Here is a 21,568-nt window from a genome sequence, read left to right on the forward strand (position 1 = left end):
CACACACCCAACGGCAAGCTGGACCGCAAGGCCCTGCCCGCCCCCGACCTCTCCGCCACCCCCGGCGGACGCCAGGCAGCCACCGAACACGAGGAGGCCCTCAGCCGGATCTACCGGGAGCTGCTGAACCTGACGTCGGTCGGGGTCGACGACAGCTTCTTCGACCTCGGCGGCGACAGCATCATGTCCATCCAGCTCGTCAGCCGCGCCCGCGCCACCGGCCTGGTCATCACGCCCCGGCAGGTCTTCGAACACCGGACCGTGGCCGCGCTCGCCGCCGTCGCGGGCAGTCTGGACCAGGTCGTCGGCGAAGGCCCCGACCTCGGAATCGGCGAGGTGCCGCTGACGCCGGCCGTGCACTGGCTGCGTGAACGCGGCGGACCCATCGGCCGGTTCAACCAGTCGACGCTCCTGCAGGCCCCGGCGGACCTCACCATGGACACGCTCACCGGCGCCCTGCAGGCCCTGTTCGACCACCACGACGCCCTGCGCGCCCGGCTGATCAGGGAGACCGGCCAGTGGCGGCTGGAGGTGCCCGAGCGCGGCACCGTGGACGCCGGCGGGCGGGTGCTGCGGGTCGACGCGGCCGGCCTGGACGCGGCACGGCTGCGCGCGCTCACCTCTCGGGAGAGCGAGGCCGCTTGGGGGCGGATCGACCCGGACGCGGGAGTGATGCTCCAGGCGGTCTGGTTCGACACGGGGGCCGGCCAGGCCGGGCGGCTGCTGCTGGTGGCCCACCATCTGGTCGTCGACAACGTGTCCTGGCAGATCCTGGTACCCGACCTCGCCGCCGCCTGCGAGGCGCTCGCCAAGGGCGCCGAGCCCGTGCTCCAGCCGACCGGCACCTCCTTCCGGCGCTGGGCCCAGCACCTGCTGGAACTCGCCCACACCCCGGAACGCGAGGCCGAGCTCCCGCTGTGGGAAGGCATGCTGGAAGAGCCGGACCCGCTGCTCGGGGACCGTCCGCTCGACCCGGGCCAGGACGTGTTCGCCACCATGCGCTTCCTGACCACCACCGAGGCCGCCGAGCAGGTCACCCCGCTGCTGACCACCCTGCCGGCCGCCTACCACGCGGGCGTCAACGACGTCCTGCTCACCGCCCTCGCCCTGGCGGTCGCCGACTGGCGGTCCCAGCGCGGCGAGGAGGACGAGGCCGCGGTCCTCGTCGACCTGGAGGGACACGGCCGGGAGGACGTCGTCGACGGCGTCGACCTGTCCCGCACCGTCGGCTGGTTCACCAGCCTGCACCCGGTCCGCCTGGACCCCGGGACCGGCCACCGTACCGGCTCCGGCTTCTGGGCCGGCGGCCCCGCCGTCGGCGAGGCGCTCAAGCGGGTCAAGGAGCAGCTGCGTGCCCTGCCCGACCACGGACTGGGCTTCGGCCTGCTGCGCCACCTCAACCACCGCACCCGGGACGTGCTCCGCGACCTCCCGGGACCCCAGATAAGCTTCAACTACCTGGGCAGGTCCGCCCCCGCGGGCAGCGGTGCGGCGGCGCCCTGGACCCCGGTCGCCGACGCCGAGATGGTCGGAGGCGCCGACCTCTCCGGCGGCCGGCCCGACCCTCAGACCCCGCTCACCCACGCCCTCGGCCTCAACGCGATGACCGAGGACCACCCGGACGGGCCGCGGCTGCTGCTCGTCTGGTCCTGGCCGCAGACCCTGCTGCGCGAAGCGGACGTCCGCGAACTGACCGTCTGCTTCTCGCGCGCCGTACGCGCGCTCGCGGCCCACGCCGGGCAAAGCGGCATCGGCGGACTCACCCCGTCGGACCTGTCACTGGTCCGGCTCAGCCAGGAAGAGCTCGACGCCTTCACCTCGGGCGCCGAGCCGGTCGCCCCGGACGGCCGGGACGACGACGAGGACGACTTCACGGACGAATGGGAGATGGCCAAGTGAGCAAGTCCGCAATCGAGGACGTCCTCCCGCTGTCGCCACTGCAGGAGGGCATGCTGTTCCAGGCCCTGTACGACGAGGACGGACCGGACCTCTACGTCCACCAGCTCCTCCTCGACCTCGAGGGCCCCCTGGACGCGCGCGCCCTGCGGCTGGCCGCGCGGGCCCTGCTCAAGCGGCACGCCAACCTGCGGGTCGGCTTCCGGCACGACCGGTCGGCCGAGCCGGTGCAGCTCGTGCACAGCCACGTCAAGGTGCCCTGGGCGCAGATCGACCTCAGCGCCCTGGACGCGGACAAGCAGGAGGCCGAGCTCGCCCGGCACGCCGACGAGGACCGGGCGCGCGGCTTCGACCTGACCCGCCCGCCGCTGCTGCGCTTCACCGTCTTCCGGCTCGGCCCCGACCGCTTCCGGCTGATGCTGACCAAGCACCACATCCTGATGGACGGCTGGTCCGTCCCGGTGCTGGTGCGGGAGCTGTTCGAGCTGTACGGCAGCAAGGGCGACCCGGCCGTACTGCGCCCGGTCACCCCCTACCGCGACTACCTGGCCTGGCTCGCCGGCCAGGACGCCGACACCGCCCGCGAGGCGTGGCGCACCGCTCTGGACGGCATCGACGAAGCGACCCTGGTGGCTCCGGTGCACCGCGGCCGGGAGCTGGTCCGGCCCGGCTGGCTGCGGCACGAGGTACCGGCGGAGATCACCGCCGCGCTGCTGGCCTTCGCCCGCAGCCGCTCGCTCACCGTCAACACCGTCGTCCAGGGCGTCTGGGCGCTGCTGCTGTCCGCCCTCACGGGCCGCGACGACGTGGTGTTCGGCGCCATCGTCTCAGGCCGGCCTCCGGAGATCCCGGGCGTCGACACCATGGTCGGGCTGTTCATCAACACGCTGCCGGTGCGGGTCCGCTTCCGTCCCGAGGAATCGCTCGTGGAAGCGCTCACCCGGCTCCAGGCCGAGCAGGCCGGGCTCCTCGCCCACCAGCACGTCCGGCTCACCGATGTACAGCAGCTCTCCGGCCATCAGGAGCTGTTCGACACCACGCTCGTCTTCCAGAACTACCCCGTCGACCCGACCACCGAGGAACTCGAGGTCGACGGCGTCCGCTTCAGCGGTGTCGACGGCCGCGACGGCGCCCACTACCCGCTCAACCTCGCCGCCGGGCTGATGGGCGACGATCTGCACCTGCGGCTGTGCTACGCCCCCGACCTGTTCGACGAGACGGCCGCCCGGTCCGTCCTGGACCGGCTGGTGCGGCTGTTCACGGCCGTCGTCGCCGATCCCGGCCGGCCCGTCGGCCGGCTCGACGTGCTCTCCACGGCGGAGCGCGGGCGCCTGCTCGGCGACTTCAACGACACCGCCCGCGAGATCCCCCCGGCGACCCTGCCCGAGTTGTTCCGGGCCCGGGTGGCCGAGACGCCCGACGCGCCCGCGGTGCTCTTCGGCGACACGACCGTCTCCTATGCCGAACTCGACGCCCGCGCCAACCGGCTGGCCCGCCGGCTCGTCCAACTCGGCGTCGGCCCCGAGCAGTTCGTCGCCGTGGCTGTGCCCCGCTCGGTGGACCTCGTCGTCGCCCTGTGGGCCGTCCTCAAGGCCGGTGCCGGGTATCTGCCGCTCGACCCGGCCTACCCGGTCGACCGTCTCGCCTTCATGGTGGCCGACGCCCGGCCCGGCCTGCTCCTCACCACCACGGCCGCCGGAGCGCTCGGCGATCTGGCACCGGACGTGCCCCGGCTGGTCCTGGACGACCCCGGGACCTCGGCCGCCGTCGCCGCCTGCTACGACGGCGACATCACCGACGGCGAACGGCTCGCCCCGCTCACCACCGCACACCCGATGTACATCATCTACACCTCCGGTTCGACCGGCCGCCCCAAGGGGGTCGTGGTCCCGCACCACGGCCTGGCGAGCCTGGTCGCCACCCAGGCCGACGCCGTCCAGGCGGGCCCGGGCAGCAGGGTGCTGCAGTTCGCTTCGGTGAGCTTCGACGCCGGCTTCTGGGACCTGTCGATGGGCCTGCTCTCCGGCGCCGCACTCGTCCTCGGCTCCGCCGACGACCTGCTGCCGGGCGATCCGCTCGCCGCCCTGGTCCGCCAGCACGGGGTCACCCACGCCACGCTGCCGCCGGTCGCGCTGGCCTCCCTCCCGGCCGGCCCGGACGTGCTCGCCGGGGCCACCCTCGTCTCCACCGGTGACGCCTGCACACCCGAACTCGTCGCCCGCTGGGCGCCGGGCCGCCGCCTCCTCAACGGCTACGGCCCGACCGAGACCACCGTGGGCGCCACGATGAGCGGTCCGCTCGGCGTCGGCGGCACCCCGCCCATCGGGCACCCCTTCGTCAACTCCCGCGTGTACCTGCTGGACCGCTGGCTGCGCCCGGTGCCCCCCGGCGGCGTAGGCGAGATGTACATCACCGGACCCGGCCTCGCCCGCGGCTACCACGAGCGGCCCGGACTGACCGCGACACGGTTCGTGGCCAACCCGTTCGGCCCGGCCGGCTCCCGTCTCTACCGTTCCGGGGACCTCGGCCGGTGGCGTGCCGACGGGCAGCTGGAGTTCGCCGGCCGCGCCGACGACCAGGTCAAGGTCAGGGGCTTCCGCATCGAGCTCGGCGAGATCGAGTCGGTGCTCGCGCAGCACGAGACCGTCGGCCACGCAGTGGTCGTCGTACGCGAGGACGAGCCCGGCGACAAGCGGGTCGTGGCCTACGTGGTCCCGGCCGAGGGCCGGCGCGCGGAACCGGAAGCCCTGCGCGAGCACATCGGCGCGGTGCTGCCCGAGTTCATGGTGCCCTCCGCCACCGTCGTCCTCGACGAGTTCCCGCTCACCCCCAACGGCAAGGTCGACCGAAAGGCGCTGCCTGCTCCTGAACTCGCCGGCTCCACCACCGGCCGGGCACCCGAGACCGCGGAGGAGGAGGCGCTGTGCGCCCTCTTCGCGGAGGTGCTGGGCCTGCAGACGGTGGGCGTCGACGACAGCTTCTTCACCCTCGGCGGCCACTCCCTGCTCGCCACCCGCCTGGTCAGCCGGGTCCGTTCCGACCTCGGGGTGGAACTCGCCATCCGCGCCCTCTTCGAGGCTCCGACCCCCGCGGAGCTGGCCGCACGGGTCGCCGCGGCCGGCGGCGCGCGGCCTCCGCTGCGCGCCGCGGACCGGCCCGAAGCGGTGCCGCTGTCCTTCGCCCAGCGCCGGCTGTGGTTCCTCAACCGCATGGAGGGCCCGAGCGCCACCTACAACGTCCCGCTGGCCGTACGGCTGCACGGACCCGTCGACCGGGACGCGCTCGACACGGCCCTCGCCGACGTGGTGGCCCGGCACGAGACCCTGCGCACGGTCTTCCCTGCCACCGACGGCGAACCCCGCCAGCAGGTGCTGCCCGCCGGCACCGCCTTCACCTTCACCGACACCACCGAGGACACGGTCGACGCGCTGCTGGCCGCGGAGGCCGCCCGCGGCTTCGACCTGACCTGCGAAGTCCCCCTGCGCGCCGTGCTGTTCAGCACCGCGCCCGAGGAGCACGTGCTGCTCCTGGTGGTGCACCACATCGCCACCGACGGCTGGTCGATGGCCCCGCTGGCCCGCGACCTCGCCGCCGCCTACGCCGCCCGCCGGGCAGGCACCGCACCCGCCTGGGCACCACTGCCCGTGCAGTACGCGGACTACGCCCTGTGGCAGCGCAGGGTGCTCGGCGACGAGCAGGACCCGAGGAGCGTCGCGGCACAGCAGATCGCCCACTGGAAGCGGACCCTGGCCAACCTGCCCGACCAGCTCGAACTGCCCTTGGACCGGCCCCGGCCGGCGGTGCTCGGCAACCAGGGCGCCGGTGTGCCCTTCACCCTGGACGCCCCGCTGCACGCCCGGCTCGCCCGCCTCGCCCACGACACCCGCGCCAGCATGTTCATGGTGCTCCAGGCTGCCTTCGCCGCCGTCCTCACCGCGGAGGGCGCGGGCACCGACATCCCCGTCGGCACGCCGGTCGCCGGCCGCACCGACGACGCCCTCGACGACCTCGTGGGCTTTTTCGTCAACACCCTGGTGCTGCGCACCGACACCTCCGGCACCCCCACCTTCCGGGAGCTGGTGGCCCGGGTCCGGGAGACCGACCTCGCCGCCTACGCCCACCAGGACCTGCCGTTCGAGCGGCTCGTCGAGGTGCTCAACCCGGCCCGGTCGCTGGCCCGGCACCCCCTCTTCCAGGTGCTGCTCTCCGTCCACAACAACGCCGAGGCCGACTTCCGGCTCGACGGACTCACCACCAGCCCCTACCCCGCGGACTCCGCCGTGGCCAAGTTCGACCTGGCCGTCCACCTCGGCGAACGCTTCGACACCGCGGGTACGCCGGCCGGCGTCGACGGGGTGCTGCAGTACAACACCGAGCTGTTCGACCGGAGCACCGCCGAGCGGCTGGCCGGGCGACTGAACATCCTGCTGACCGCGGCCACCGAGCGGCCCGACGCACCCGTGTGCACCCTCGACGTGCTCACGCCCGAGGAGCGGCGGCGGCTGCTCTCCCTCGGAGACGGCGGAACCCGCGAGGTCCCGGTGGAGCCGCTGCCCGCGCTCATCGAGGCCCAGGCACGGCGGACCCCGCACGCCACCGCGGTCGTCGCCGACGACGCGACTCTCACCTACGAGGAGCTCGACACCCGCGCCAACCGGCTCGCCCGGCTGCTGGTGGACCGTGGCGCGGGACCCGAGCGGGTGGTGGCGATCGCCCTGCCCCGCTCGGCCGGCCTGGTGGTCGCGCTGCTCGCGGTGCTGAAGTCCGGTGCGGCCTATCTGCCCCTCGACCCCGACCACCCGGCCGAGCGCACGCGGTTCGTGCTCGCCGACGCGCAGCCCGTGCTGCTGCTGGGCGACCGCGACACGGTGGCCGCCCTGCCCACCGGTCACAGCCCGCTGCTGCTCGACCACCCCGACACCTTGCGGGACCTTGACTCGCGGGACGGCACCGGCCTCACGGACGCGGACCGCACCGCTCCGCTCCGCCCGGCCCACCCGGCGTACGTCATCTACACCTCCGGCTCGACCGGCCGCCCCAAGGGCGTGGTGGTCGAACACCGCTCGGTCACCGACTACCTCAGCTGGGCGGCGGCCGCGTACCCGAGCGCCGCGGGCACCGCGCTGCTGCACTCACCGGTCACCTTCGACCTGACCGTGACCGCCCTGTACACACCGCTGGTGACCGGCGGCCGGGTCCGGATCGCCGCCCTCGACGACGCACCGGCCACCGGTACCGGCATCACCTTCCTGAAGGCGACTCCCAGCCATCTGCCGCTGCTCGGGTCGGCACCCGACGCCAACGTCCCGAGCGGTGAACTCCTGCTCGGCGGTGAGGCGCTGACGGGCGAGGCCCTCGCCGGATTCCGGATCCGCAGGCCCGGCACCACCGTGGTCAACGTCTACGGACCGACCGAGGCCACCGTCAACTGCACCCAGTACCGCATCGAACCGGGGCAGCAGCTGCCTGCCGGACCCGTGCCGATCGGCCGCCCGTTCGCGGGTACCCGGGCCTACGTGCTCGACGCCTGGCTGCGCCCGGCCCCCGCCGGCGTGCGCGGCGAGCTGTACATCGCCGGCGCGAGCCTGGCGCGCGGCTACCTCGACCGGGCCGCGCTCACCGCCGAACGCTTCGTCGCCGACCCGTTCGGGCCGGCCGGGGCGCGCATGTACCGCACCGGCGACCTGGCCCACTGGGACGCCGAGGGCCGGCTCGTCTACGACGGCCGCGGTGACGGGCAGGTCAAGCTGCGCGGCTTCCGCATCGAGACCGGGGAGATCGAGTCCGTCCTGACCGGGCACCCGGGTGTCGGCCGGGCCGCCGTGGTGCTGCGCGAGGACACCGCGGGCGACCAGCGCCTGGTCGCCTACCTCACCGGGGACGCCGTACCCGGCACGGACGAACTGCGCACGCTGGTCGCCGCCGCCCTGCCCGAGTACATGGTGCCCGCCGCGTTCGTGACCCTCGACGCGCTGCCGCTGTCGCACCACGGCAAGCTCGACGTACGGGCCCTGCCCGCACCCGGGTTCACCTCCTCCCGGAAGTACCGCGCGCCGCGCACCGAGCGCGAGGAGCTGCTGTGCCTGCTGTTCGCCGAGGTGCTCGCAGTCGAACGGGTCGGCGTGGACGACGACTTCTTCGACCTGGGCGGCCACTCCCTGCTGATCATGCGGCTGGCCGGCCGGATCCGCGAGGCGCTCGGCGCGAACCTCACCGTCCGCACCATGTTCGAGGCGCCGACGGTCGCCCGGCTCGCCCCCCGGCTCGGCGACGACACCCTCGACGACGCCCTCGAGGTCCTGCTGCCGCTGCGCTCCACGGGCAGCCTGCCGCCACTGTTCTGCGTGCACCCCGGACTCGGCGTCGGCTGGGTCTACTCCGGGCTCGTACCGGCCCTGGAACGCGACCGTCCGGTGTACGCGCTGCAGGCGCGCGGACTGACCGGTACCGGCCGGCTCCCGGCGAACGCCGAGGAGATGGCCGACGACTACCTGGCACAGATCAGGAGGGTGCAGCCGCACGGCCCGTACCACCTGCTCGGCTGGTCCTTCGGCGGCCTGGTCGCCCACCTCATGGCCACCCGGCTGCAGGCCGCGGGCGAACAGGTCGCGCTGCTCGCGCTGCTCGACGCCTACCCGACTGGCCGCAAGCACGTCGAGCACCACGGCGACGACTTCCTGCGCGGACTCGCCGGGCTGACCGGGCGGGCACCCGCCGGCGGCGGCCGTCCGCTCGACCACGCGGCCGTGGCGGAGCTGCTCGGCTCGGGCGAGACGGGTCTGGCCGGCCTCACGGCCCGGCACGTGGCGGCCATCGAGCGGGTCGCCGCCAACAACCAGGCCGTCGGCGACGCCCTGCGGCCCGGCACGTACCACGGCGACATCCTGTACTTCCTGGCCACCGAGGGCCGCGGCACGGACGCCCCGAGCGTCGACACCTGGCACGCCCACGTGGCCGGACGGCTGGATATCCACGAAGTCGCCTGCGCCCACGACGAGATGACCCGTCCGGGGCCGATCGCCGAGATCGGCCGAATCCTCGCGGACCGAGTCCGCGGTGAGTGAGGAGCGAACAGTGGAGCTGGCGATACACGCGGAAGGACTGCGCAAGCGGTACGGCGACCACGAGGCCCTGCGCGGCATCGATCTCGCGGTCCCCGCCGGAACCGTGCTCGGCGTGCTCGGCCCCAACGGCGCGGGCAAGACCACGACGGTCCGCATCCTCGCGACCCTGCTCGAACCCGACGCGGGCACCGCCCGGGTGGCCGGGTACGACGTGGTGCGCGAGCGCCGGCAGGTGCAGCGGGCCATCGGCCTCACCGGCCAGTACGCGGCCGTCGACGAACAGCTCACCGGCGCCGAGAACCTGCGGATGATCGGCATGCTGCACCGGCTGAGCCGCTCGGCCGCCGGGCAACGGGCGACCGAACTGCTGGACCGGTTCGACCTGACCGACGCGGCCGGCCGGCCTTCCGGGACGTACTCGGGAGGCATGCGCCGCCGGCTGGACCTGGCGGCCAGTCTGGTCGCCCGTCCGTCCGTGCTCTTCCTGGACGAGCCGACCACCGGACTCGACCCGGCCAGCCGGCTCGCCCTGTGGGCGATGATCCGGGAGGAGGTCGCGTCCGGGGTCACCGTGCTGCTCACCACCCAGTACCTGGAGGAGGCCGACGAACTGGCCGACCGGATCGTGGTCGTGGACTCCGGCCGGGTGATCGCCGAGGGCACCTCGGACGAGCTGAAGCGCAGGGTCGGCGGCGAGCGCCTGGAGGTGGCACTCGCCGACCCGGCCCAGCGGCCCGCCGCGACCGCCGCGCTCAGCCGTGCCGCGGGCGCGGTGCCGTTCACCGACGATGCCGGCCGGGTGCTGTCCGTGCCGGTGGACGGCGGCCTGCACGACATCGCCGAGGCGGCCGTGGCGCTGCGGGCCGCCGGGGTGACGGTGACGGACTTCGCGATCCGTCGCCCCTCCCTGGACGACGTCTTCCTCAGCCTCACCGGACGCAGCGGCACGCACGACCGGACCGAGGCCCCCAGCGACGACCACAGCGGGCAGCGCAGCGAGGAGTGGAGCGCGGCATGAGCGCACTGACGGAAACGGCGCCCCGCGACGGGCTGCTGACGGGACTGAACGACGGCCTGATCTGCTTGGAACGGCATCTGCGGCACCTGCGACGGGCACCGGGCCGGCTGGTCAACGCGGTCCTGCTGCCCATGGTGTTCGTGCTGCTCTTCGGCGTGCTCTTCGGCAGCGTCATCGAGGTGCCGCACGGCGACTACGCCGAGTTCATCATGGCGGGCATCTTCGTCCAGGGCGTCATGAGCGCCGTACCGGGCACGGCGGTCGGCGCCGTCGACGACCTGCGCAACGGGCTCGTCGACCGCTTCCGCTCCCTGCCCATGTCGGGTGCGGCCGTGCTCGTCGGCCGCACCCTGGGCGACACCGTGCTGCGCGCGCTCAGCTGCGTCGCCATGGCCGCCGTCGGCCTCGGCATCGGCTGGCGCACCCACACGGACGTGCCCCGAGTGCTCGCCGGATTCGGCATCCTGCTGCTCTTCGGCTTCACGATGGCGTGGCTGGGCGCGCTCATCGGGCTCTCGCTCGGCGACCCCACGACCGCCTCGTCGGTGCCGTCGCTGCTGCTGATGCCCGTGCTGTTCCTGTCCAACGCCTTCATCCCACTCACCGGGCTGCCGCACTGGCTGACCGTGGCCGCCGAGTGGAACCCGCTGAGCTCCGTGGTCGGCGCCTGCCGCGAGCTGTGGGGCAACCCGGCGGCGACCGCCCGCCACTCCTTCCCGAACGACCACCCCGTCGTCCTCAGCCTGGCCTGGATGGCGCTGATCCTCGCGGTCGTCGCCCCGCTGGCCGTCCGCACCTACCGTAGCGCCGCCGCCCGTTGAGCGACGCCCACCGAGGGGACCATCCCATGACCGACACCGTCGCCGAACCCCTGACCCTTACCACCGCTTCCACGGAACCGCTCTCCTACGGCTCGTACCTGGAGGTCCCCGAACTCCTGACGCTTCAGCGCCCGCGCACCGACGCCCACGACGAACTGCTGTTCATCGTCACCCACCAGGCCTTCGAGCTGTGGTTCTCCTGCGCGCTGCACGAGCTGGAGAGCGTGCGCGACGCGCTGCGGAACGAGCGGTTCACAGCCGCCCGCCGCGGTCTGCGCCGACTGAACCGGATGGGCCAGCTGTGGCTCGGCCACCTCGACGTGCTCGCCACCATGACGCCCGCCGGGTTCAACGAGTTCCGCGGCGCGCTGGGGGAGTCCAGCGGCTTCCAGTCCGTGCAGTTCCGCGAGGTCGAGATGATCTCCGGGCTGCGTGACCGGCGTTACCTGAACCTGCCCGGCGCCACCGTCGCCGAGCGGGAGCGGCTGCTCAGCCGTTTCCACGAGCCCAACCTCAGCGACGTGTTCGGCCAGGTCCTGCTGCGCCGCGGGCTCACCCCCGAGGAGCTCTTCGCCCCCGGCCGGCCCGACGAGGACCTGCGGGACACCGCTGAGCACCTCCTCGAGTACGATGCCCTCTTCCACCACTGGCGCTACCAGCACTGGCTGCTGGTCGTCCGCGCGCTCGGCACCCGGCCGGGCACCGGCGGCAGTTCGGGCTCGGAGTTCCTGCGCTCCACCCTGGACAAGTGGTTCTTTCCCGAACTGCACGCGGCTCGCAGTCAGGTTCACGCCACACCTGCCGGACAGCGGGACACAGACGCCGACGGTGAGACAGTCTACGGCTGCCCGATGGGGTATGGATCCGAGCTGCCCACCTGAACCGGCAAGCGACGGAATAACCGTCCACCGCGATTGGAACGTCATGGAAAGCACACCCGCTGCCGTCAACAGCACCACTTCCCGCGTCACCGAGCGGGCCCGATGCACCGCGCCCGCGACGGCATGGCAGCGCAGAACGGCCTTCACCGCATGCGCGTGGATGGTCATGTTCGCGGCGTTCCATACCTACTGGGCACTGGGCGGCACCTTCGGGCTGCCGCCCGGTGAATCCCTGGTCGACAACAAGCCGTTGTTCGTCATCGACCTGATCGCCATTCCGATGAACCTCGGCGGGGCCGCCCTCGCGCTCGCCCTCGTGCAGCGCTGGGGCCTGTTCTTCCCGCGCCGCCTGGTACTCCTCGGCGCCTGGGGCTGCGCGCTGCTGATGGTGTTCCACGCCGCGCCCGCCATGGTGGACCTGGCGGTCTACCTCGCGGGTCAGCGGAAAGCACCGCTGACCGGCGAGGACCGCTTCAGCATCCTCGTCTACGAGCCCTACTGGATGCTCGGCGGCCTGCTGTTCACCGTCATGGCCCTGGGCTTCCAGCGGCGCACCCGGCAGCCGGCCCCGGCCGGGGAGGGGAACGACTGACATGGACGAGCGGGCAATGGACCGGCTGCTGCCGCACTGGGACCACCGCGAACGGCACTCGACCGAGGTGCACGCCCTGCCTGAACATGTGCTGCGCGCGGTCGACGAGACCCGCTGGCGGGACGTCCCCGTCTTCCACGCGCTGATGCTGGCCGGCTCCTTCGGCACCCGGCGGGACAAGGCCGACCAGTCCTTCCTGGCCTCCATGACGAGCGGCGGGTTCACCGAACTGCACCGTGACCCCCGTCAGTTGGTCATCGGGGCGGTCGTCGCCACCGAGGAGCCCAAGGGACCGGCCCGGCTGGCCGAGCCGGTGGCGGACTCCTTCGCCGCCTTCGACCGGCCCGGTCACTACAAGGTCGCCTTCGACTTCCGCGTCGGCGAGGGACGGCTGACCACCGAGACGCGGGTGCGCAGCACCGACGAGGCGACCCGGCGCCGGTTCGCCCGCTACTGGATGCTCATCCGCCTGCCCAGCGGCGTCATCCGCCACGAGTGGCTGCGCGGCATCCGGCGGCGCGCCGAGTCACACCCCGGCCCCCACCCACCGAACCCTGAACCGTGCAACAGACAGTGAGAGCGGACATGACTGCGACCGAGACCGTCCAGGCCACCCACGGCGACCTGGACGCCGTGGACCTCACCGACCCGCGCACCTTCGTCACCCCCGACCCCAGCGACCTGCACGATCTCTGGCAGCGGTTCCGGACCGAGCGTCCGGTCCACCACCACCGGCCCGCCGAGGGGCGGCCCGGCTTCTGGGCGCTCACCCGGTACGCCGACGTCCTGGCCGTCTACAAGGACAACGACCGGTTCACCTCCGAACGCGGCAATGTCCTCGCCACGCTGTTGCAGGGCGGCGACTCGGCGGCCGGGAAGATGCTCGCCGTCACCGACGGGCCCCGCCACCGCGCCATCCGCAACCTGATGCTCAGGTCGTTCTCGCCGCGCGCCCTGCGCCATGTGGTCGAGCAGGTGCGCCTGCGCACCCGCGACCTGCTCGCCCAGGTGCTGGACGGGGACGGCTTCGACTACGCGGAGGCCATCGCCGAGCACATCCCGATGGGCACCATCTGCGATCTGATGGCCGTCCCCCCGCAGGACCGCCAGCCGCTGCTCGACTGGAACAAGCAGGTGCTGAGCGCGGACAGCAGCGAGGGGACGGCGGATGACGCCTGGCTCGCCCGCAACGAGATCCTGCTCTACTTCTCCGACCTGGCACGCAGCCGCCGCCGGAACCCCGGCGACGACGTCATCAGCGCGCTGGCCACCGGTGAGATCGACGGCCGGCCGCTGACCGAGGAGGAGATCGTCCTCAACTGCTACAGCCTCATCATCGGCGGCGACGAGTCCAGCCGGATGGCGTCCATCGGCGCGGTCCTCGGCTTCATCGAACACCCCGAGCAGTGGCGGGCGTTCAAGGCCGGCGAGGTCGGCGTGGACAGCGCCGCCGAGGAGGTGCTGCGCTGGACCACACCGGCCATGCACTTCGGCCGCCGGGCCCTGGTCGACGTGGAGATCGGCGGCCGTACCATACCGGCGGGCGACGTCGTCACGCTGTGGAACAGCTCCGCCAACTTCGACGAGAGTGTCTTCGCCGACCCGCGCAGCTACGACCTGGGCCGTACCCCCAACAAGCACGTGACCTTCGGATTCGGCCCGCACTTCTGCCTCGGCGCGTTTCTCGGCCGTGAGGAGCTGAAGGCGCTTCTGGCGGCACTGCGGGACATGGTCGGCGCGGTGGAGTCCCGCGGCCCCGCCCGGCGGGTGTACTCCAACTTCCTGTACGGCTACAGCAGTCTGCCGGTGAAGTTCACGGCCGTCTGAGCCCGCCAGCCGGTGGCTCCCCCCGGGTCAGCGCCCGGGGAGCCGCCGCTGGGACCGGAAGACCGTGAACACCACGCGGATCACCAGGACGGAGCTGACCACCAGCACGTTGTAGCCGAGCAGTTGGTAGAGGGTGAGCGAGGGACTGAGCTGGGGACCGTTGCGGGTGCCGAGCAGCAGCACTCCGACCAGCGCGGTGATACCGCCCAGGAACGCCAGCAGCACATCGTGCACCAGGGACCGTACGAAACGGCGGTCGCGCTCGTCCGCGAGCAGCCGGACCTGCACCCCCAGCCGCCCGTGCTCCAGCGAGTCGGTGATCCGCTCGATCCGGCGCGGCAGCCGGCGCAGCATCGGGGCCAGCGCGAGCGTCTCCTCCGCCAGTACCCGGCCGACGGACTGCGGCGTCAGCTTGCGCTCCAGCTGCTCCGCGGCGAAGGCCCGGGCCTCGGCGACGATGTCGAAGCCCGGAACCAGCTGCTCCATGGCCCCTTCCAGGGTCGCCAGGGCCCGGAAGGTGGCGGCGATCTCCGGGGGCACGGTCAGCCCGTGCCGGGCGACCAGCAGGAAGAGGTCGGCGAACATCTCGCGGTCGGGCCGTACCCCCGGGGTGAGATGGCGGGCCATGAACCGGCCCAGGGCACGCTCCAGACGCATCTCGTCGATGTCCTCGCGGCGCTCGACGAGTTCCAGCAGCGCGTCGGCGAGGGCGACCGGGTCGCTGCGGTGGATGGCCAGCAGCAGATTGCCCAGTGCCGCCCGCAGCACCCGGTCGATACGGCCCACCGAGCCGAAGTCGAGCAGGCCGAGCTTGCCGTCGTCGAGCAGCATGATGTTGCCGGGGTGCGGGTCGGCGTGGAACACCCCGCCGATCATGATCTGCTCCAGGACGCACTCCAGCAGTTGCCGGGCCAGCTCGGTGCGGTCCAGGCCGCGTTGCTCGATGAGGGCGTCCGCCGTGTTCAGCGGGATGCCGGGCAGCCGCTCCAGCACCAGCACGCGGCGGCTGCACAGCTCCTCGTGCACGAGCGGCATCCGGACCGTGGAGACCATGCCTGGGCGGCTCGCCGCGGCCCGGATCGTGGCCATGTTGCGCGCCTCGATACGGAAGTCCAGCTCCTCGTTGAGGGAGGCCGCGAATCCCTCCGCGAGTTCCAGGGCACCGATGTCCCGGCCCCACGCGGTGTGTTCCTCGACCTTGCGGCTCATCCGGAACAGGATGTCCAGGTCCCGGTCGACCACCGCCCGGGCGCCGGGCCGCTGCACCTTGACCACCACCTCCTCGCCGGTGGTCAGCCGGGCCCGGTGTACCTGGGCGATGGAGCCCGCGGCGAGCGGCTCGGGATCGAACGCGGCGAAGACCACGTCCGGTTGCCGGCCCAGTTCGTCGCTCAGCACCTGCCGCACCTGCTCCCAGGGCTCGGCCGTCACCTGGTGCTGCAGCTTGGTCAGCTCCGTCACGAACTCGGCCGGCAGCAGGTCGTAACGGGTGGACAGGACCTGGCCGAGCTTGACGAAGGTGGCCCCGGCCTCCTCCAGGGCGAGGCGCAGCCGCACCGCGAACTGCTCGCGCTCGAGCGCCGCCTCCGGCCCGCCGCGGCCCCGGCCACGCAGCGCGCTGCCCAGCCCGTGGCGCATCGCGATCCGGCTCAGCTGCCCGTATCGACGGGTGCGGGCCAGCCGGCGGCGCACCGCTCCCGGCCAGCGGACCAGCCCGGACAGCGAACCGGAGGGCACCACCGCCTCGGACACGGCGAGGAAGCCCACCGCGACCAGCACGGTCAGCCCGATCTGCACCGAGACCAGGGCCCCGCGACGGGCCTCGCCCATCGCCGCGCCGATCAGGCCGCTGGCCCCCATGGCCACCAGGCCGGTGAGGGCGGCACGCACCTTGCCTATTCTCAGCCCCAGCAGGCGCCGAGCCCCGATCGACAGGAGTGCCACGGTGACGACCAGGGTGACGGCGGCGACGAACAGGAAAAGGGTGAGCTCCATAGGGCATGCGCCGTCCGGTCCCCGCCACCTCTCGTGGTGGCGGGGACCGGACGGCGCCCTCCTCTCGCAGGGATCACATCGGTCACACGAGCGTGTGCTCGTCGTCCGGGACGGGGGCCGGTGCCGGGGTGGCGGCCACCTTGTGCCCCGGCCACCAGGCGCGGCGGCCGAGCATCGTCGTCAGGGCGGGCACCAGAAGCATGGCCATCACGAAGGAGGACAGCAGGATGCCGAACGCCACCGCGAAGCCCATCTGCTGGAGCATGGAGTTCTCGGCGAGCATCAGCACGCCGAAGGTGCCGGCCAGGATCACCGAGGCGGCTGCGACGGTGGGTACGCACCGGGCCACGGCCCGGGCGGCGGCCTCCCGGGGACTGAGACCCTGCTCGATCTCCTCGCGCAGCCGGGCCACCATCAGGATGTTGTAGTCGGTGCCGATCGCCACCACGAAGAGGTAGACGATCACCGGCAGCGTGAACAGCAGCCCGTTCTTGCCCTCGCTGTGCTGGAACAGCCAGACGGTGGCACCGAGCGTGGCACCGAAGCCGAGCGCGACCGAGACCATGAGGTACAGGGGGGCGACCACGCTGCGCAGCAGCAAGCCGAGGATGAGCATGATGGCGATGCCCGCGGCCGGGAAGACCACCTTGTAGTCGTGGTTCACCGCGTTCTCGATGTCGGCGAGCACCGCCGTGGTGCCGCCGACCAGCGCGGTCGATCCCTCGGGCGCGGCCCGGTGGGCGGCGTTCCGGAGCGGTCCGGAGACCAGCTCGATGGCCTTCTCCCCGGTGGGCTTGTCGTCCAGCACCACGCTGTACTGGGCGACCCGGCCGTCGCCGGCGAGCACGGCGGGTGAGACCTGGCCCACCCCGTGCACCTTGGCCAGTGCGGCGCCGTAGGCGTCCAGCTCCGCCTTGGTCAGGGTGCCGCCGCCGTCCTTCTCCAGGTACACGGTGGTCGGGTCGGTCTCGCCGGCCGGGAAGCCGCGCTGCAGGTCCTTCATGGCCTGCACCGACTCCAGGTGCTGGGGCAGCGAGCTGGTGGTGTCGAACTCCGCGCGGAAGCCGAGCACTCCGGTGGCCAGCACCAGCAGCACACCGCCGGTGACCGTCGCGACGGCCGCCGGGCGTTGTGCGGCGAGCCTGCCGATCCGGCCCGCCAGGGCGTTCTTCGGTTGCTTGCGCCAGGACTTGGACGGCCAGTACGCCTTGGTGCCGAGAAGCGAGAACACGGCGGGCACCAGGGTGAGGCCCGCCAGCAGGGCGACCGCCACCGAGATCGCGAGCGAGGGACCCATCGTGCGGAGCATGCCCATGGTGGACAGCAGCAGCGCCATGAAGGCGACGATGACCGCCCCGGCCGCCGACGCGATGGTCTCACCGACCAGCGTGACCGCCGTGATCATGGCCTGTTTGGGCGCCTGCCCGGAACGCAGCTGCTCACGGTGGCGGAAGAGCAGGAAGAGGATGTAGTCGGTGCCGACGCCGAACAGGACCACGATCAGGATCGCGGAGATGGAACTGTCGGCCTTGAGACCGCCGAGATCCGCCGCGGTCGCGATCAGTCCGGTGGCGACCATGAAGGCCACTCCGATGATCAGCACCGGGAGCACGGCGATGAGCGGGCTACGGAAGATGAGCAGCAGCAGGACGACGATGAGCAGCAGCGTGGCCGACATGATCATGGAGTCCGTGTCGCCCGACGCCTTCTTGGAGTCCAGCGCGCTGGCCGCTTGCCCGGTGATGCCAAGCCGCAGCCCGGTTCCCTTCAGGAGCGGCTTGGCCTGGTCGCGCAGCTTCTCCACCGAGTCCGTCAGCCCTGGGTCGTAGGGGTCCTTGACGGTGGCGACGACACTGGCGAGGGCTATCTGCCGGTTGGGCGAGACGGCCTGCTTGTTGGTCTCGATCCGCTTGATGTGGTCGATGCCGAGTCCCTGCAGACGGGAGGTGATCTCGGCGACCTCGGCCTGGTCCGCGGCGGTCAGCTTGCCGCCGTCGGCCCGCTGGAAGACCGCGATGGCCGCCGGCTGCTCGTGCCGCGGGAACGCCCGCTCCTGCACCTTGCCGGCCTGCACCGACTCGTAGTGCGAGGGCAGGAAGTCGGCTTGGTCGCCGGTGGACTTCAGCTGCGGGGCGAGCACGGCCAGTGCCACCGCGGCGACGATCCAGGCCGAGATGGTCAGCCAGGGCCGGAGGACGGCGGCCCGTCCGATCCGTCCGAACATGAGACTCCTTCGTGAGCATGTGCACGGCGTGTCCAGCCCGGCGTGCCCGGCTGGGCGGTGGCGCGGGCGTGCCCGGCACGGTCCGTGCAGTGGGGGATTTCGGCGAGTGTAGGAAGGACGGACCCTCTTCATCCCGGTTCGTGGCAGCTTGCTGCCACGGTCAGGAGGGGCGGTGCCGCCGGTTCCGGCCGCGGGGGCTCAGGACCGCCGTCGCCGCCGCAGGGCGTACGAGACGGTCACCGCGGCCAGTAGCGGCCCCCACAGCAGCAGCGGTGCGTAGGCCCAGCCCATGACGGTGCGGTGGACACCGGTGAGGTTGGCGCTGTCGACCTTGTCCCAGGCGAGGTACTGGTTGATGGTGACGGCCGTCATGACCAGCGCGCCGAGCGCGGCGGGGACGACCGCGGCCCAGGTGCGCACCGGCCGCCCCCCGATCAGCGGGAGCCGGCGTGGCGCGACCAGACCCCAGTCGCTGACCAGGCCGAGGGTGAGCAGTGCCGCCGCCTCCTGCAGGACGGTGATCAGCGGCAGGATCAGACAGCCGGTGCCCGGGATGCCGTAGTCGCTGCGCAGCACCGCCGTGCTGTAACCGACCGGGATTCCGGCGGCCATGGCCAGCCGCCACAGGGAGGAGGGCAGCGCCACCAGCGGCACGGCGTGCGCCGCCCAGCGAGCCCAGCGCGGCGGTGGCGGGCGGACCGGCACCGCGGAAGGGGCCGGTGTGCCGCGGAGTTCCGTGGTCATGGGGGCCGCCTGCCTCCTCGTGTGCGCACTTGTCCGTGTCTGTGCGGCGCGACAGGGCGGAGCCCGGCCTCTGCGGACCGCTGGGGGAGGTGGTGATGAGGCCGGGCTCGGTTTTGCCGGGGTCGCGCTGAGGCCTGGCGGACGTCACGGTCGGTACGTCCACGGGGCCTGCGCAGGAACGAGCGTAGGAGGCACGCGCCCACCGGATCAGGGGCGTTGGCAGCTTGCTGCCACGGTCAGGCGCAGCCGTGCCGCCAGTTCCAGCCGACGAAGGTGTGGCGCAGATTGACGTCGAAGCGGCAGGTGGCGGTGCCGTCGGCGCCCAGGTCGACGTACGAGTGGTGACTGTTGGCGTACCAGTTCCCGGTCACGTCGAAGATGCCCCGGTAGGTGAAGTCCGCGTGCGCCTCGGTGTGGGAGACGGCGCAGTCGGCCGTGCAGTCGGCGCTGTGCGTGGACGACGCCGGTGACCAGCCGGCGTTCCACGGCTCGCGGTTGTACTGCTCGCTCGCGTCGGTGGAGGCGCTGACGACCCGGCCGCCGCCGGTGGTCCAGTCGGAGGTCGTGTACAGGCCGGTCATCCGGATGTTGCAGCAGTCGTACATCTCGTTCCAGCCGGAGACGTGGTGGGTGCCGTCCGTGGCGGCGGCGGCCGTCCGTGCCGCCGCGGCCCCCTTCACCCGGTCCACCGGCACCAGCCGCACCGCGCCGAGCCGCGGGGCGCAGTCCGCACCGATCGAGACGTCCTGCTGCACCGCCATGCCCGCGGGCGGCACGGGCAGCGAACCCGTCAGCCGCAGCGCGCCGCAGGATCGGGTGGCGGGCCGCGCGTCGTCCCCGGCGGCCAGGGCGGCGGGTGCGGCGGCGGTGAGCACGGCGGCGGCGAGCATGCCGGCGAGAGCGAATCGGGTACGCAATTCCCGTCCCTTTCAACGGAGTCGGAGCCCGACCGAGTCGGAGTCCGCAGAACTTTCCGAGACTTTTCGAGACGGGAACATAACGTCGGTCCTGCGATTGTGGTCCGGTCCTTCGGGATATGTGGCAGGAAACTGACGGTCCGTGTTTCCCGGCACTGCCCGCACTGGCTGGCACCTTCATGTCACCGCAGTTGAGACGCGGGGAGACCGGTACCGAGAGTGGTCGTCCGCAGGTGCGGAACCGGCACTGCTCCACCACGTATCGGAAGGGTCTGGCGATGACTGTGCGGCACGTCGGCAAGACGGCGGCGGAAATACACGCCGACCCCGTGGAAACCGGCCCGCTCGACCGGCTCGACCTCGACGATCCCGGCTTGGCGGGACGGCTGCGGGAATCCCTGGAACGCGTCGAGAAATGGCTGCTGGCCATGGCACAGGACGCCGGCGATCCCCGTGTCGGCGCGCTCACCGGCTATCTCGCCGAGGCCGGCGGCAAGCGGCTGCGCCCGCTGCTGGTGCTGCTCGGCGCCGAGTTCGGCGAACCGTGGCGGGACGGCGTCACCCAGGCCGCCGTCATCGCCGAACTCGTCCACATCGCCTCCCTGCACCACGACGACGTCATGGACGGCGCCCCCACCCGGCACGGCGTGCCCAGCGTCCACGCCCGCTTCGGCGAACGGGCCGCGGTGCTGGGCGGCGACTGGCTGCTCGCCCGCGCCGCCCAGCTGGCCGCGCAGCTCGGCCCCGACGCCGTACAGCTCAACGCCCGTACGGCGGGCCGCCTGGTGGCCGGCCAGCTGCGCGAACTGACCGGCCCCGCCCCCGGCGAGGACCCGGTCACCCACTACTTCCAGGTGCTCGCGGGCAAGACCGCGGCCCTGCTGTCGATGTCCCTCGGCATCGGCGCCCTCCAGGCCGGCGCACCCCCGGCCGCCGTGACCGCGCTGACCGAGTACGGCGAGCACCTCGGCCTCGCCTTCCAGATCGCCGACGACCTGCTCGACCTGCGGTCCCCGGCCGACGTCAGCGGCAAGGAACGCGGCACCGACCTGCTGGCCGGCGTACCCACCCTGCCGGTGCTGCTGGTTCTGGAGAGCGCCGACCCGGCCGACGCCGAGCTGCGCGAGCTGCTGGCGTCGGGCCCCGTCCCGGCGACGGCCGCGCGGCGCGCCCTGGACCTCTTCGCCCGCTCGCCGGCCCTCGCCGAGACGGAGGCCGTGCTGCGCCGCCGCCTGGACCACGCACGCGGGGCCCTCGGCGCGCTGCCCGAGCTGCCCGCCCGGCGCGCGCTGCTCACCCTGTGCGACTACGTCGCCCACCGAACCAGCTGAACCGGCAAGGGAGTCCGCCATGACGATGCAGGAGCGGATCGCCGAACTCGACCGCATCCGCCGTGAGGTCCTCGACGGCGCGCCGGCCGCGACCGAGGCGCAGCACGCCAAGGGCAAGCTGACCGCGCGGGAGCGGATCGAGCTGCTCCTGGACCCGGGGTCCTTCCAGGAGGTCGAGCAGCTGCGCCGGCACCGGGCGACCGGTTTCGGCCTGGAGGCGAAGAAGCCGTACACCGACGGGGTGATCACCGGCTGGGG

General features: G+C 72.7%; 14 protein-coding genes. 10 read left to right on the plus strand and 4 right to left on the minus strand.

Translation table 11 applies throughout. The features are described from left to right. The 8 genes from ACZ7GZ_RS39055 to ACZ7GZ_RS39090 form a co-directional block, all read left to right on the plus strand. On the plus strand, positions 1-1,899 hold a 1,899-nt coding region (locus tag ACZ7GZ_RS39055; protein WP_471032026.1), incomplete at its 5' end, for a condensation domain-containing protein. Continuing rightward, positions 1,896-8,960: an amino acid adenylation domain-containing protein gene (locus tag ACZ7GZ_RS39060; protein WP_471032029.1), complete on the plus strand. Its 7,065-nt coding sequence runs from the start codon at positions 1,896-1,898 to the stop codon at positions 8,958-8,960. The genes ACZ7GZ_RS39055 and ACZ7GZ_RS39060, both read left to right, overlap by 4 nt. 10 nt (positions 8,961-8,970) lie before the next feature. Then, positions 8,971-9,978 carry an ATP-binding cassette domain-containing protein gene (locus tag ACZ7GZ_RS39065; protein ID WP_471032030.1) on the plus strand — a complete coding sequence of 336 codons (1,008 nt, stop codon included), beginning with the start codon at positions 8,971-8,973 and terminating at the stop codon, positions 9,976-9,978. Further along, entirely contained in the window at positions 9,975-10,799 is an 825-nt protein-coding gene (locus tag ACZ7GZ_RS39070) for an ABC transporter permease (protein WP_471032033.1), read from the plus strand. Before ACZ7GZ_RS39065 ends, ACZ7GZ_RS39070 begins: the two co-directional genes overlap by 4 nt. Positions 10,800-10,825: 26 nt before the next feature. Continuing rightward, on the plus strand, positions 10,826-11,680 hold the full coding sequence (locus ACZ7GZ_RS39075) for a tryptophan 2,3-dioxygenase family protein (protein WP_471032035.1): 855 nt from the start codon (positions 10,826-10,828) through the stop codon (positions 11,678-11,680). 43 nt (positions 11,681-11,723) lie between these two features. Then, positions 11,724-12,272: a DUF3995 domain-containing protein gene (locus ACZ7GZ_RS39080; RefSeq protein ID WP_471032038.1), complete on the plus strand. Its 549-nt coding sequence runs from the start codon at positions 11,724-11,726 to the stop codon at positions 12,270-12,272. Position 12,273: 1 nt separating this feature from the next. Then, the gene (locus ACZ7GZ_RS39085) at positions 12,274-12,849 is read left to right on the plus strand and encodes a hypothetical protein (RefSeq protein WP_471032040.1); all 576 of its coding nucleotides are present in this window, start codon (positions 12,274-12,276) and stop codon (positions 12,847-12,849) included. An 8-nt stretch (positions 12,850-12,857) separates the two neighbouring features. Next, the gene (locus ACZ7GZ_RS39090) at positions 12,858-14,099 is read left to right on the plus strand and encodes a cytochrome P450 (protein ID WP_471032043.1); all 1,242 of its coding nucleotides are present in this window, start codon (positions 12,858-12,860) and stop codon (positions 14,097-14,099) included. A gap of 27 nt (positions 14,100-14,126) precedes the next feature. Here the strand turns inward: ACZ7GZ_RS39090 and ACZ7GZ_RS39095 are convergent, their stop codons facing one another. The 4 genes from ACZ7GZ_RS39095 to ACZ7GZ_RS39110 form a co-directional block, all read right to left on the minus strand. Continuing rightward, the gene (locus ACZ7GZ_RS39095; protein WP_471032046.1) at positions 14,127-16,094 is read right to left on the minus strand and encodes an ABC1 kinase family protein; all 1,968 of its coding nucleotides are present in this window, start codon (positions 16,092-16,094) and stop codon (positions 14,127-14,129) included. 82 nt (positions 16,095-16,176) lie between these two features. Continuing rightward, a complete protein-coding gene (locus ACZ7GZ_RS39100) occupies positions 16,177-18,318 on the minus strand; it encodes an MMPL family transporter (RefSeq protein WP_471032048.1) in 2,142 nt (713 codons plus the stop codon). A 198-nt stretch (positions 18,319-18,516) separates the two neighbouring features. Next, positions 18,517-19,062, minus strand: coding sequence for a hypothetical protein (locus ACZ7GZ_RS39105; protein ID WP_471032051.1), 546 nt, complete (start codon positions 19,060-19,062; stop codon positions 18,517-18,519). A 236-nt stretch (positions 19,063-19,298) separates the two neighbouring features. Beyond that, positions 19,299-19,979 carry a hypothetical protein gene (locus ACZ7GZ_RS39110; RefSeq protein WP_471032054.1) on the minus strand — a complete coding sequence of 227 codons (681 nt, stop codon included), beginning with the start codon at positions 19,977-19,979 and terminating at the stop codon, positions 19,299-19,301. A gap of 278 nt (positions 19,980-20,257) precedes the next feature. Between ACZ7GZ_RS39110 and ACZ7GZ_RS39115 the strand changes: the two genes are divergently transcribed. Together ACZ7GZ_RS39115 and ACZ7GZ_RS39120 are read left to right on the plus strand one after the other, a co-directional pair. Then, positions 20,258-21,310, plus strand: coding sequence for a polyprenyl synthetase family protein (locus ACZ7GZ_RS39115; RefSeq protein WP_471032056.1), 1,053 nt, complete (start codon positions 20,258-20,260; stop codon positions 21,308-21,310). Between the two features lie 19 nt (positions 21,311-21,329). Continuing rightward, on the plus strand, positions 21,330-21,568 hold a 239-nt coding region (locus ACZ7GZ_RS39120), incomplete at its 3' end, for a carboxyl transferase domain-containing protein (protein ID WP_471032058.1).

It is taken from the genome of Streptomyces sp. NPDC037288 (assembly GCF_055603265.1).

Excerpts from the sequence above, each read along its gene's own strand:
- ACZ7GZ_RS39070 (WP_471032033.1), top strand. The coding sequence starts at position 9,975 with ATGAGCGCACTGACGGAAACGGCGCCCCGCGACGGGCTGCTGACGGGA.
- ACZ7GZ_RS39075 (WP_471032035.1), top strand. The coding sequence starts at position 10,826 with ATGACCGACACCGTCGCCGAACCCCTGACCCTTACCACCGCTTCCACG.
- ACZ7GZ_RS39080 (WP_471032038.1), top strand. The coding sequence starts at position 11,724 with ATGGAAAGCACACCCGCTGCCGTCAACAGCACCACTTCCCGCGTCACC.
- ACZ7GZ_RS39085 (WP_471032040.1), top strand. The coding sequence starts at position 12,274 with ATGGACGAGCGGGCAATGGACCGGCTGCTGCCGCACTGGGACCACCGC.
- ACZ7GZ_RS39090 (WP_471032043.1), top strand. The coding sequence starts at position 12,858 with ATGACTGCGACCGAGACCGTCCAGGCCACCCACGGCGACCTGGACGCC.
- ACZ7GZ_RS39095 (WP_471032046.1), bottom strand. The coding sequence starts at position 16,094 with ATGGAGCTCACCCTTTTCCTGTTCGTCGCCGCCGTCACCCTGGTCGTC.
- ACZ7GZ_RS39100 (WP_471032048.1), bottom strand. The coding sequence starts at position 18,318 with ATGTTCGGACGGATCGGACGGGCCGCCGTCCTCCGGCCCTGGCTGACC.
- ACZ7GZ_RS39105 (WP_471032051.1), bottom strand. The coding sequence starts at position 19,062 with ATGACCACGGAACTCCGCGGCACACCGGCCCCTTCCGCGGTGCCGGTC.
- ACZ7GZ_RS39115 (WP_471032056.1), top strand. The coding sequence starts at position 20,258 with ATGACTGTGCGGCACGTCGGCAAGACGGCGGCGGAAATACACGCCGAC.